The 12,478-nt window shown below is 70.5% G+C and carries 11 protein-coding genes and 1 pseudogene; 6 read left to right on the top strand and 6 right to left on the bottom strand.

What is annotated here, in order from left to right; all coding sequences use genetic code 11:
• Positions 1 to 95: 95 nt before the first annotated feature.
• The 5 genes from Aut01nite_RS32060 (at position 96) to Aut01nite_RS32040 (ending at position 5,234) form a co-directional block, all read left to right on the top strand.
• On the top strand, positions 96 to 2,906 hold the full coding sequence (locus tag Aut01nite_RS32060; RefSeq protein WP_043524539.1) for an AfsR/SARP family transcriptional regulator: 2,811 nt from the start codon (positions 96 to 98) through the stop codon (positions 2,904 to 2,906).
• A 94-nt stretch (positions 2,907 to 3,000) separates the two neighbouring features.
• Positions 3,001 to 3,399: an ester cyclase gene (locus Aut01nite_RS32055; protein ID WP_043524597.1), complete on the top strand. Its 399-nt coding sequence runs from the start codon at positions 3,001 to 3,003 to the stop codon at positions 3,397 to 3,399.
• A gap of 29 nt (positions 3,400 to 3,428) precedes the next feature.
• Positions 3,429 to 3,848 carry a methyltransferase gene (locus Aut01nite_RS32050; protein WP_043524540.1) on the top strand — a complete coding sequence of 140 codons (420 nt, stop codon included), beginning with the start codon at positions 3,429 to 3,431 and terminating at the stop codon, positions 3,846 to 3,848.
• A 218-nt stretch (positions 3,849 to 4,066) separates the two neighbouring features.
• A complete protein-coding gene (locus Aut01nite_RS32045; RefSeq protein WP_043524541.1) occupies positions 4,067 to 4,606 on the top strand; it encodes a MepB family protein in 540 nt (179 codons plus the stop codon).
• Between the two features lie 154 nt (positions 4,607 to 4,760).
• Positions 4,761 to 5,234 (top strand): hypothetical protein, encoded by a 474-nt coding sequence (locus Aut01nite_RS32040; protein ID WP_043524542.1) that lies wholly within the window; start codon positions 4,761 to 4,763, stop codon positions 5,232 to 5,234.
• A 123-nt stretch (positions 5,235 to 5,357) separates the two neighbouring features.
• Here Aut01nite_RS32040 and Aut01nite_RS32035 read toward each other — a convergent pair whose 3' ends face one another.
• On the bottom strand, positions 5,358 to 6,125 hold the full coding sequence (locus tag Aut01nite_RS32035; RefSeq protein WP_152628656.1) for a hypothetical protein: 768 nt from the start codon (positions 6,123 to 6,125) through the stop codon (positions 5,358 to 5,360).
• Positions 6,080 to 6,949: a hypothetical protein gene (locus tag Aut01nite_RS32030; RefSeq protein ID WP_152628657.1), complete on the bottom strand. Its 870-nt coding sequence runs from the start codon at positions 6,947 to 6,949 to the stop codon at positions 6,080 to 6,082. The genes Aut01nite_RS32035 and Aut01nite_RS32030 overlap by 46 nt, the downstream gene beginning before the upstream one ends.
• 538 nt (positions 6,950 to 7,487) lie before the next feature.
• Between Aut01nite_RS32030 and Aut01nite_RS32025 the strand changes: the two genes are divergently transcribed.
• Positions 7,488 to 8,648, top strand: a complete 1,161-nt coding sequence (locus Aut01nite_RS32025) for a serine hydrolase domain-containing protein (RefSeq protein ID WP_236642664.1) — start codon at positions 7,488 to 7,490, stop codon at positions 8,646 to 8,648.
• Positions 8,649 to 8,904: 256 nt separating this feature from the next.
• Here Aut01nite_RS32025 and Aut01nite_RS32020 read toward each other — a convergent pair whose 3' ends face one another.
• The 4 genes and pseudogenes from Aut01nite_RS32020 to Aut01nite_RS32005 form a co-directional block, all read right to left on the bottom strand.
• Positions 8,905 to 9,369 (bottom strand): phosphotransferase family protein, encoded by a 465-nt coding sequence (locus Aut01nite_RS32020; RefSeq protein WP_201775502.1) that lies wholly within the window; start codon positions 9,367 to 9,369, stop codon positions 8,905 to 8,907.
• 611 nt (positions 9,370 to 9,980) lie between these two features.
• Positions 9,981 to 10,391: an STAS domain-containing protein gene (locus tag Aut01nite_RS32015; RefSeq protein WP_152628658.1), complete on the bottom strand. Its 411-nt coding sequence runs from the start codon at positions 10,389 to 10,391 to the stop codon at positions 9,981 to 9,983.
• 95 nt (positions 10,392 to 10,486) lie between these two features.
• Positions 10,487 to 11,248 carry a GNAT family N-acetyltransferase gene (locus Aut01nite_RS32010; RefSeq protein WP_052163630.1) on the bottom strand — a complete coding sequence of 254 codons (762 nt, stop codon included), beginning with the start codon at positions 11,246 to 11,248 and terminating at the stop codon, positions 10,487 to 10,489.
• Between the two features lie 19 nt (positions 11,249 to 11,267).
• A pseudogene (locus tag Aut01nite_RS32005) lies at positions 11,268 to 12,478 on the bottom strand (NAD-glutamate dehydrogenase domain-containing protein); the annotation flags it as partial.

Raw genomic sequence — 12,478 nt, 5'->3', positions numbered from 1 at the left:
GCCGCTTACCGCACGCTTACCCGCCGAGCCGTTCCCGCAGGCTGGGACGGTCCTGAATGGATGTTGACATTGAGACGTATGTAAACTGATCAACTATGGCTGTCGAGTTCCGCCTGCTCGGCCCGGTGCAGGTCACCGTCGGCGGCGTCGCGGTCCCGATCGGCGGCCGTCAGCGCACGGCTCTGCTCGCGACCCTGCTGCTGCACGCCAACCGGGTGGTCGGCACGGACCGGCTGGCCGCGGTGCTGTGGGCGTCCCGGCAGCCGCGCAACGCCCGCTCCACCCTGCAGGTCCGCATCTCCCAGCTGCGGCGGGTGCTGGCCGAGGCGGGCGCCGGCGACGACCGGCTGGCGTACCGGTCGCCGGGTTATCTCCTGCGGGTCGGCGCCGGCGAACTCGACCTGCTGCGGTTCACCGGCCTCGCCGACCGGGGACGCGACCTGCTCGCCACCGGCGACCACCGCCAGGCCGCGGCCCTGCTGCACGAGGCGGTCGCGCTGTTCTCCGGCCGGCCGTTCGAGGACGTGCCGGCCGCGGCCCTGGACGCCGACCGGGAGCGGCTGCGGCGGCGGCGGATCGCCGTGCTGGCCGACCGCATCGACGCCGACATCCGGATCGGCCGGCACACCGCGGTCCTGGACGAGCTGGCCGCCCTGATCGAGGCGCACCCGTTCGACGAGCGGCTGCGCGGCCTGTACATGCTGGCCCTGCACCGGGCCGGCCGGCGTTCCGACGCGCTCGCCCACTTCCGGCAGGCCCGGCGGCTGTTCGCCGAGCAGGACGGGCTGGAACCGTCCGAGGAGCTGCGCCGCCTGGAGAAGGCGATCCTCACCGACGACCCCGCGCTGCACGGCCCCGCCCCCGCCGCGGCGCCGGCGGCACGGCCCGCGCCGGTGCCGGCCCAACTGCCGGCGCCGCTGCCCCACCTGGCCGGGCGCGACGACGACCTGCGCCGCCTCGACGATCTCGCACCGGCGGTGGACGCGGTCGCCGTACCCGTGGTGGTCACCGCCGTCGGCGGCATCGCCGGGGTCGGCAAGACCGCCCTGGCCGTGCACTGGGCGCATCGGGCCCGGACCCGGTTCCCGGACGGGCAGCTCTACGTCAACCTGAAGGGCTTCGACCCGGTCGCCGCACCGGTGACGCCGTCCGAGGCGCTGCGGACCCTGCTCGACGGTCTCGGTGTGCCCGCGCAGCGGGTGCCGTACACCGTCGACGCCCAGGCCGGCCTCTACCGCAGCATCCTCGCCTCGCGGCGGGTGCTGGTGCTGCTCGACAACGCCCGCGACGCCGCCCAGGTGCGCCCGCTGCTGCCCGGCTCGGCCGGCAGCATGGCCCTGGTGACCAGCCGTGACCGACTCACCGGCCTGGCCGCCACCGACGGCGCCCGGCTGCTGGCGCTCGCCCCGTTCGGGCCGGCCGGTTCCCGGGAGCTGCTGGCCGCGCGGATCGGCCACGCCCGGCTCGACGCGGAACCGGCGGCGATCGACCGGATCGTGGGGCGGTGCGCCGGGTTGCCGCTGGCCCTGTCGATCGTCGCGGCGCGGGCCGCCGCCGACCCGGACCTGACCCTGGGCGCGCTGGCCACCGGCCTGGCGGCCGGTGAGCTGGACTCGCTGACCGTCGGGGACCTCGCCAGCGACGTCCGGGCGGTGTTCTCGGCGTCCTACCGGGTGCTGTCCGACGACACGAAACGACTGGTCCGGCTGCTCGGCCTGCATCCGGGACCGGACATCACCGTCGCCGCCGCCGCGAGCCTCGCCGCGATCGAGCCCGCCGACGCCCACGCGGGCCTGGCCGAGCTGGTCCGCGCCGGATTCGCCGACGAGCACCTGCCGGGCCGGTTCAGCATGCACGACCTGCTGCGCACCTACGCCGCGGAGACTGCCCGGCAGCAGGAGCCGGAGCCGCAGCGCCGGGCCGCCGTCGCCCGCGCCACCGACCACTACCTGCACACCGCGTGCGCCGCCGCCGAGGCGCTGATCCCGCACGGCGATCCGATGAATCCCGATCGACACCTGGCGGGGGTACGCCCGGAGCGGATCGACGACCGCGCCACGGCGGTCGCGTGGTTCTCCGCCGAACAGGCCGTGCTGCTGGAGATCTTCCACACCGCCGCGGCCGCCGGCCTGGACCGCCGCGTCGCCGACCTGGCGTGGGCGCTCGCCCGGTTCCTCGACCTGCGCCGCCGATACCACGACATGGCCACCACCCAGCGACAGGCCCTGGCGGCGGCGACCCGGCTCGGGGACCACGCCGCCCAGGCCCGCGCGCACCGCCTGATCGGGCTGGCCGCCGCCCGTGAGGCCCGCCCGGCCGAGGCCCTCGAACACCTGACCGCGGCGCTGGACCTCAACCGGCGGATCGGCGACCACATCGCCCTCGGCCACACCGGCATGACGCTCGCCCAGCTCACCGCGCAGACCGGCGACCACGAGCGGGCCCTGGGGCACGCGCGGACCGCCTACGCCGCCTTCCAGGCCGGAGATCACCGGTACGGGCAGGCGAACGCGCTCAACTCGATCGGCTGGTACCACGCCGAACTCGGCGCGTACCACCGCACCCTGGAGTTCTGCACCCGGGCCGCCGACCTGGCCGCGGAACTCGGCGATGCCCGCGCGATGGCGTCGGCGGCCGACAGTCTCGGATGGGCCCACCACCATCTCGGCGACCACGAGCAGGCCGTGCGCTGTTACCGGCGGGCGGTGGAGATCTACGCCGGCGCGGACGACCGGTACTTCGAGGCCGATACCCTGCTGCATCTCACCGACACCCTGGAGGCGATGGGCCGGATCGCGGACGCGGTCGAGGCGGCCGCCCGCGCCCAGCGGCTCCTCGACGCGCTCGAGCATCCGGACGCCGCCCGCGCCCGGGAGCGACTCCTGCTCCTCACCGCCAAGGAGTGACGGCCGCCGCTTTGGCAGTGCAGTTGTATTGCAATCAGCCTCCCGGAACCGATACGGTGCAGTCGTATTGCCAACGTCCGGAGGAGTGACCACCATGTCAGTGCCCCTCGCCGTCGTCCGCGCGGCCTTCGAGAGTCTGCAGCGCGGCGACCTCGACGCCTGCGCCGGGCATCTCACCGACGACTTCATCGTCAACCTGCCCGGACTGCCCGACCCCCTGCACGGCCGGGACGTGTGGCGGGCCGGCGTCCAGGCGATGCGCGACGGCTTCCCCGACCTGCGCCACACCATCGAGGACATCTTCGCCGCCGGCGACCGGGTCGCGGTGCGCCTGCGTTTCACCGGCACCCACACCGGCACCTTCCAGGACGTGCCACCCACGAACCGCCGGGTCACCTTCACCAGCATCGACATCTATCGCGTCACCGGCGACCGGATCGCCGAGGAGTGGGTCTCCCCCGACATGACGACCCTGATGCGCCAGATCGCCTGACCGTCCGGCTCCGCGTTATCGTCTCGTTCATGCCGGCCCCGGTGTCACCCCGCATTCTCGCCGTCGTGAACGCTCTGCCCCTCCGGCCGTCCTCCCGGGTGCTGGAGATCGGATGCGGGCCCGGCGCGGCGGCCCGCGCCGTGGCGGCCCGCCTCACCACCGGTCACATCCTGGCCATCGACCGATCCGCGGCCGCGATCACCCGAGCCGCGGCCGTCCCGGTCGGCCGCATGAGCGTCCGCCGGGTCGCGGCGGAGGACTTCACCCTGGAGCCCGGCGAGAAGCCGTACGACCTGGTGTTCGCCATCCGGGTCGGCGGCCTCGACGGACGCCACCCCGAACTCGGCCGGCGGATCCTCCAGCGCCTCGCCGACGCCACCACCCCCGACGCCCGCCTGTTCATCGACGGCGGCGACCCCCTGCGGGAAATCGCCATCCCCCGCTCATGAGCTTGCCGTTCAACCTTCGGCTCCACCCGGCGTTGCCGCGGACGAGGGCGCCGCGCCATCCAGGAGGACCACGATGCGTGCCGGCCGGCGCCCCGGTTGCGGGCAGCGACGGGACCCAGCGCACGTTCTCTGCGGCAGAGAGGGTGTTCGGCGCGCGTGAAGCTACTCTTCGGCCATGAGTACACATCGGTGCGGGCCGTGACAGAGATGGCTGTTCCGTGTTGACCGATCCTTGGATCGGTACCGATCCTGTGCACGACGATCTTCGCGCCGCGAAAGCGCTGGTGTACGACGTCGGTGGCTTCGTCTGCTCTCGCCCTTCGCCCGAGCCGGAGAGCGCTGACTACGGTGCGCATTCGTTTTTCGTGAACGGCTTGTCCGTCAGATTCCGTACGGCCAAAACAACACCGACGAAAGTCGGGCAGTTCGTCACACTGTGGGTGAGGTCAGCGAGTGGTCCGATTCGGCCTCTCGACGCTGCCGATGCTGTCGATCTGGTAGTGATCAGCACCCGGGACACCCGGCGATTCGGCCAATTCGTACTTCCACTGGAGACGCTCTGCGAACGCGGCATCGTTTCGAAGAACCAGTCGGGCGGAAAGCGTGGATTTCGCGTGTATCCACCCTGGGCCGCCACGACGAGCCGCCAGGCCATCAACACGCAAGCATGGCAGCTTGACCACTTCTTGTCCCTGGACGAGGGCATGCCGCTTGACGTAAGCCGGGCGCGAAAGCTGTACCACACGAAGGATCGGTGACGGTGGTGGCAAGTTCGCCGGACGTACTGAACCGCGGCATGATCGCATGTCCTCATCTCGGCACGAGCGTGCTCCGGTCGGTGCCTGGCCGCGTCTCCCCCTCGGCTATTCATAGATTGCCGGCCGTCAGTAGACGCGACCAGGGTGGCCGAATATGAGTGATGGCTACGGCAGCAGTGTCGACCGGTTGCCGAGATCGATGGTCAAGGTCGTTCGGGCACCGGCCGATGACTCGCGGTTGCTGATGTGGGTGGGACGCTCAGGGGTGCGCCTCTTGGACTTTGACGAACATCAGCAGTCCGATCGGGCAAGTCTTCAGCGATTTCCGCAGAACGGTGACAGCTCGATCACGTGGGCCTCGGTTCCGTCCGCGTTCGTGATCCGCGCCGGGCGGGACGACGAGCGGGCGATCGGGGACTACCTACGCGAGGGAGGCGACGTGGTGATCATGTGGTCGTCCCTTGCGCTTCCGAGTGTGTTGCTGAGTGCGGCAGAGGCGTCTGCTCGGATATCGGAAATCATGGCGACAATGCCGTTGTTGTGGCTATATCGGCCGGACCGGGGTCTTGTCCTCGAGCGAAATTACTTCGAGGACACGGTAACTGTGGCTCGGATTCCGCTGGGCTAGGGTCATCAGCCTTTCAACGGTCATGATTCGGCGGTCATGGCTGGCCCGCTGGTCGGATTGTCGCTGGCACCGGAGCCCCACGTCAGGAGCCCGAAGCGAGGAGACCTACGTGGGCCGGGAGGCTCAGGTCGCGGCGAAGCATTCCGATCGCACGCCCTCCGCCATGGGGATGGTCAGCAGGATCTCGGCGGTGGGGATGCGGAGGCTGTCCTCGGACGCTACGTCGTAGAACACCGTGGTGCCCGCGGCCTGGCCGAGGTACAGAAGGCAGCGACGGCTTGCCAGGTCCGGTTCTCCCGGTGGTCGCGGCTTGGTCCAGGTCACGTCGGCCGGTACTGCTTGAACCGCGAGGACCGGCAATCGGCCGGCGATCTTGAGGTAGATGTTGCGGACCGCGTAGCCGCGCTTGGCCTCGGTACCGAAGGTCCAGGCGAGCATCGGTAGACAGGCCAGGACCACCGCAAGCGACGCCGATGCGCACCTGCCGGTCAGGCGCAGCAACGCCTTGCGCCCTGGCAGTGACACCATGGCCCGCCAGCGGCCGGCGATCGCGTGACGCAGAGCGCCGATGCTGAGGCAGGCCACGACCATCACCACGGTGAGCAGCAACGTGAGCTCGGCGGTGCCGGGCAGCTGACCGCCGAGGATTTCGAGGTAGCCGTAGCCGACTTCCTGCGGAGTGGCGTGGAGTTGAAGATAGAAGAAGACGTACGCGAGGCGTAACGCGCCGAACAGAAGAGCTCCGAACACGCCGAGCAGTGGTGCCGTGTACTTCACGGTCCAATCCAGGGCCGCCATGCCGCCGTGCGGTACCGGCGGTGCGGCCCCGGACCGGCGCGCTATCTTCAGTTTCGGCTCTTGACTTCGAATACGGTGCACGACAGGTCGCACTCGTGCCCCCCTGAGACGAACGGCTCCACCAACATCACGTATGTACCGGATTTGAGATCCTTGGTGGCTACCCAGCGGATGACGCCTTCGCCGTTGCTGTCGGCCTTCACCGGCTCCAGATCCTTCAGGAGTCGCAGCTTCGGGTGAGGCTTGCCGTCGCGCTCGTCACCGTAGAGACTAGCGAGCACCAGGGAGCCGGGCTTGCGCCCGACCGCCGTGCCGGTCACGGCCTCACCTGGGCGGATCGGATCATCGAACGAGAAGTAGACGCCGGATTCCGTGGCCGGCTTCACCACGATCGAACCGGACGTGCCGACGGTGTGCGCGGCGGTCACCGTGAAACGGTAGACGCCGGGACGCCTGAAGACCTCTCCTGCGTCCTCGCTGTACCAGAACCACTGCAAGCCGCCGTCGACCGCCATGGTCGCCTTCATGGGGCGCTGAACCCGCTCGCCGCCGGGTCCGAAGACCTGCAACCGCGGCTTGTCGGTTGATGTGAATCCTTTGAAGCAGAGCGAGATCTCCTCATATCGCCGGACGGTCATCGGCGGAGCCACCTCCCCGGCGCGCAACCATGATGAGCAATCGCCCTGAACGTACCCGAACCCGAACAGGTTCCATATCCAGCTTGGCCGGTGGCGCTTCGGTTTATCCGATTTGATCGCCGGCGACGGTACGGAGGCGGCTTTCACAGGCCGACCGGCGACGACGTTCAGCGAGGTTTCAGCGGACATGCGGGATTCAGCATCAGCGAAATTCGGGGCGGCGAATATCGGCACGGCGGCAAAGGCAATCGCCTTGCGACCGTTCAGACGGAACAGCATGCGTCTTCGACCTCCATGCGGTCGCCCTACGTCAATGAATTGCACGGTAATCTTGAGGGATCCGACCGCGCGCCGGGCCGAAAGGCGTCGTCGGGCCCCGATCAGGTGACGTGCCCTTACCGCGACCGGGCGAAGCCCCAGAGTCGGCCGACCATGGATGCCGGCCGATCCCGGCAGATGTGCGTATCAACGGAAGTGTGCGCAGGCATGGCGAAAACCCCGGTACATGCGCCGCGTACGCCGAGTAGTCGATCTTTGCTGAGCGCCCCGTGAAGGATGGCCGACCGACGGCGATCAGGTACGCAAGAGGACTGGCACACGTCGACCGACGATCTCATGGGATGTGTATCGCAGACGTAAAGACAACGCATACGCCACCGCAACGGTGGTTCGTCTTCCATGGACGTACAGGCATTGGCGTATCCCCGTCAGCGCCGGCTTCCTCGACGGGAAAGGCATCGTGATCATGGTGGATTCGGCACGTGGCATCGGCCGACGGAGACTGTTCAGATGGGGCGGGCTGGCCACCGCCGGCACAGTGGCGGCCGGGGTGCCCCTGATGAACGCCGGGATCGGCAACGCCGACTCGGCCGTACCCCACCGGATCCCGCCGGACACCCGGCCCGGCGGGGCCTATGACCGGTACGTGGCGCAACTGGCCGCCACGGGCAGGTTCTCCGGCGTGGTGATGCTGTCACACCGAGGCCGCACGGTGCTGTCCCGCAGTTACGGCATGGCCGACAGAGACCGCGGGATCCGCAACCACGAGGGCATCGCGTTCACGCTCAGCTCGGCGGGTAAGCCGTTCAACGCGATCGCCATCCTGCAGCTGGCCCAGCAGGGCAGGCTCAAGCTGACAGACACCGTGAGCCAGCACTTGGAGGGGTTCGACGATGACATCGCCGAGCAGGTGACGATCCACCAGATGCTCTCCGGCACCTCGGGGATGAACACGCCGGAGGAGGACATCCACCGGATCTTTCGGAGTAAGGAGGAGGTCCACGAGTACCAGGAGCGGTGGGCGCGGCGATCGAAGTTGGTGGGCACCCCTGGCCTTCCCAACACGTCTCACGCCGGGGCTGAGGCTGCGATCCCAGCGCTGATCGTGGAGGCCGTGAGCGGCAAGACGTACTGGGACTACGTCGAGGAGAACATCTTCCGGCGAGCAGGCATGACCGGCTCGGCGTTCTACACCAGGCCTCAATGGCTCACCGACACGCACATCGCACACCCGTACATGACCCTGGCCGACGGAAGCCAGGTCGACGCCGTGCGCAACCTCGACAAGGGCAGCCCGGCCGACTACATCCTGGGCCGGAATCCGGGTCGCGCCTTCATCGATGCCATCGGGGACGGTGGCTTCGCCACCGCACCGGATCTGGTCCGCTTCGCGCGCGCGCTGGGCGACGGCACACTGCTGGACCGGCCCTGGGCCGATGTACTCACCGCTGCCAAGGTTCCGTTGGGCCCGGCGTCGTTCGGCACGTACGGACCTTCGGCCGACATCGTCGGAGGCCAGTGGGCGATCCAGCGCGCCGGTGGCAACCCCGGTGTCTGCGCGAACTGGAGTATCTACCCGAACAGCGACTGGATCGGCGTTATCCTCGCCAATGGCGATGGTGTGCCGTTGTCGGAGATGATCGGACGGGAGACGCAGGCCGTCACCGGGTCCTCACCCGGCGACGGGGGTGGTGGCTGAGCCGGTCCCGCGGCTGACACGATGAGCAGAAGTCCGGCCCGGGTGCGGCGGGGGTTTCGGAGCCTGCGCGCGACCAGCGGCTCACCAGAGCGCGCACCGAACCCCAGCCCCGTCAGCCCCGGAACCGGCAGACTGCTGTCCGTCACGACGACGTGGGACTCATGCTGGTCACCGGCCAGGCCCCTCAACGGCCGAGCCACCACGATAAGGGCACCAAGCCCCGCCGAACCGGTGGAACGACAAGAAGCCGTCGTGCTCACGAGCCGTTGCCCACTCGCAAGCGGTCGAGCCACTCGGCGGCGAGCCGGCGGCCGTCCGGGAGCCGGTCGTGGCGGTCCCAGCGCCACGCGGTGGCGATCGCCAGGGTGAGCGCCCGGCAGTCGCGCAGCAGGTCCCGGTCGACACCCGGATAGTGGTCGCCGACCTCCTCGGGGGCATGCGCGACATCGAACGCGACCGGCCCCCGGCAGCACGTCTCCAGGTCGATGAAGAGCGGCCCGTCGCTGGTCGCCAGCACGTTGCCCGGATGCGGCTCGCCGTGCAGAACCTGCTCGGGCGCCCTGCCGCCGGCGACCGCCCGGCGCAGACGCCGCAACAGGTCGCCGAGGAAGTCCCGGTCCCCGTCGGCGAGATCCGGCGCACGGCGACGGTCGGCCACGAGCCGCTGGGCCTGGTCCACCCGCCACGTGACGTGCGGCACCGGAACGTCGAGGGTTCGCATGCCCGCATGCAGCCGCCGGAGCGCCGCGGCGTAGTCGGCCGGGGCATCACCCGGCCCAGCGGCTCGTGGTAGGCCCAGAGCGTGACCGCATGGCCGTCATGTTCGTGGACACCCGCCGGCACGCGCGGCTCGGGAGCCGCCACCGGACTCCCCGCCGCGGCCAGCCGCCCCGCGACCTCGAGCTCGAACCGGGCAGCCGCCGGCGCCACCCGGCCCACCCTGGCCAGCACGTCGCACGGCGACAGCCGCACCGTGACCCGGTTCGACTCCTGGAGAACCGTCACGTCCTCGACCACCAGCCCGAGCGCCGCCGCGACCGCCTCGGCCGCCCCGACGGCACGACGGGTCTCCGGCTCGTCCACCCGCCGACCCTAGGCGCCCACCCCGGCGCCCGTCCAGCAGAGCCGCGCGCGCAGCGCGCCGCCCGGCAGCGGGACGCCGCCCCGTGCCGGGTCGGCGTGTCCCGGTTCGTGCTGACCGTGCTGCACACCATGCACCTGGCCGGCGTCTTCGCCATCTCGTGGCGCCCCGGCGCAGCGAGCACGTGGCGTCCGGCGCCGGCCCCGGACCGGCCGCCACCCTGGCTCAGATGGACCGGCCCGCGGACCCGGTCACCGAGCGTCAGGTACAGCACGCGGGCTGAGCGCCCACGTGATCGCCTGCGGCACGGTGGCGAACGTGCTGAACACCGCGCCGAGACGGGCCGCCCGCAGCACCGCCAGGAAGAACGGTGGCGCCGCCGCCAACAGCACGTCACCGCCCTGCCGGCGGGCCGCGTGCCGGGCGGCGATCAGCACGCCCAGCCCGACCGAGTCGACGGCCCCGACCTGCCGCAGGTCGACGATGGCCCACGGCGACGCGGTGAGCGCGGTGTCGAGGGTGGTGCGCAGCGCGGCGGCCACCTCCAGGTCGATGTCGCCGACCAGGCGGATCACCGACGCCCCCGCCATGGCGTGCGCCATGATCCGGGCGTGGCTCCCCAGATGGTCCTCGTGTTCGTCAATGACCGGTACGACCCGCATGATCACACCTCACCGTGTTTGGCCGACCATTCCCGATCACGCTTACATAACCGGATTTCGGGTTTCTGACACGTCCATGCCGAACACGTGACGGCCTATCGTGAGGCCCACCAGGTCGAGGGCGTCGTGGCGGTGAAGCCGAGCGACTCGTACAGGGGCCGGCCCAGCTGGGACGCGGTGAGCGTGACGGGCAGGTGCGCCAGCGGGCCGAGGGAGCCGAGCATGACGGCCCGGCCCACACCCCGGGACCGGAAGGCGGACGGCGTGGCCACCCAGTAGTGGCTGCCGTAGCCGTCGTGGACGACGCTGACGCACGCGCCGGCGACCACCCCGTCGATGCGCGCCACGAACACGTCCACGCCCGGCTCGTCGAGCAGCGCCAGCGGGAACAGCTCACCGGGCCGGTGCGGCTCGAAGCGGGTGAGCCCGAACGCCGTGATCACCGCGCGTTCGGCCGCCCACAGGTCACCGGAGTCGCGGACCCGGGCCACGTCGGCCGCCGGCTCACCGACCGCGCCGGGCAGGCGGAGCATCACCGGCATCCGCCACGAGCGCAGCCCGAGATGGTCCAGGTCGGTGGCGCTGAACGGGTCCTCGGCGTCGACCGGTCCGGCGGCCTCGCGGACCAGCCCGGTGATCTCGGCGACCTCCTCGGGACCGAGGCCGGGCTCCTGGATCAGGATGCGCAGCCCGGCACGCTCATCGCCGGCGACGGCGAGATAGCTCCGGCGCCGGATCACCCGGTGGCCACGGGCGCGGCCCGTGGCGGCCCAGAACGCGGCGGAGTTGCGGGCCTGCCACCGGGGCGCCTCCTGCGGGGCGGGAGTCGAATCGGATCGGATGGTCTCGATGGTCACGGTACTGATGATCCATTCTTCACGGCGGGTCGGCGGACAGCGGTCCGGACCGGACGAGGGTGCGCACCTGACGGAGGAGAGTGGTGATACGGGCCAGGTCGGTCTCGTGGTGGTCGTCGTCCACCGCGTAGTCGCGGACCCGCGCCACGGTCTCGCCGTGGGCGCCCTCCCAGCGTCTCAGCCGCTCCGGGACGGGGGTCCTGCGAGCCTCCTCCGACAGCGGCGCGATCACCCCGTCGGTCAACGCCATCAGCGCGTCCTGGAAACCGTTGGCCACCGAGGTCCGCGCCCGGTCACGGGACGGATCCGGGACGGGCGTATCCAGGATCCGGGTAACGAGCGACCCCACGCCCAGGCGATCCGCCAAACCGAAATAGGCCCGGGCCACCTCGGTGGCCGGCAGCTCGACCGCACGGGCGAGACCGGCGATCTCGAGCATGCTGCCGGTCTCCGGAAGCATCGCGATCCGCCGCGCGAATCCCGGCTTCAGCCCCAGGTCCTGAAGTCTCTCCGCCGCCTGCCGGCGCCGCTCGTTACGGTCGGCCGAACTCAGCGAGCCCAGTTCCGCCGTCAGCTCTCTGATCGTCTCCCGGTGGGGCGTGGCCAGGGTGTCGAAACCGCGCAGGTTGTTCTCCAGCAGCCACCGGACGGTCCGGGAGAAGAGACGGCTGATGGCGGCGGCGACGACGGCGGCGCCGACCTGCGACGACGGATCGACGGCCGCCTCGGCGGCATCCCACAGTTCCGGTACGGCGTACGCCTGTTTGACGGAGACATAGGCGCCGAGCACGTCGATCGCGGATCGTCCGGTGTCCGCGGCCATCGTGTGAACGAATGCCGAGCCGAGCTTGTTGACGACCTCATTCGCCAGCATCAGGCCGATGATGGAGTCACGGAAGGGGTGCTTCGCCACCGGTACGACTTCCCGCAGTCGCCGCGGGAAGTAACGCTCCAGAAGCTCCGGCGCCCACGGCGCAGCGGGGATCGTGGAGTCCGTGATGTGGCTCTGGAGATCCCGGATGACGTGGTTGCGCAGCACAGCGAGCTCGGGAACGGTCAAGCCGGCGCCCTCACCGGCACGTTCGGCGAGTTCACCGTCGGAAGGCAGGGCGCTGAGGGCCCGGTCGATCGTGCCGGCGCCTTCCAGATCGGTCAGCAGGCGGCGGTGTTTGGGCACCTGCCCATGCGCATGGTGAGCGGCGATGCCGAGCGCGGCGGCCTGCTCCCGGC

This window comes from Actinoplanes utahensis, from assembly GCF_016862455.1.
Lineage (GTDB): Bacteria > Actinomycetota > Actinomycetes > Mycobacteriales > Micromonosporaceae > Actinoplanes > Actinoplanes utahensis.
Note: the sequence above shows the minus strand (reverse complement) of the source record. Positions and strands in the feature narration are given on the sequence as shown.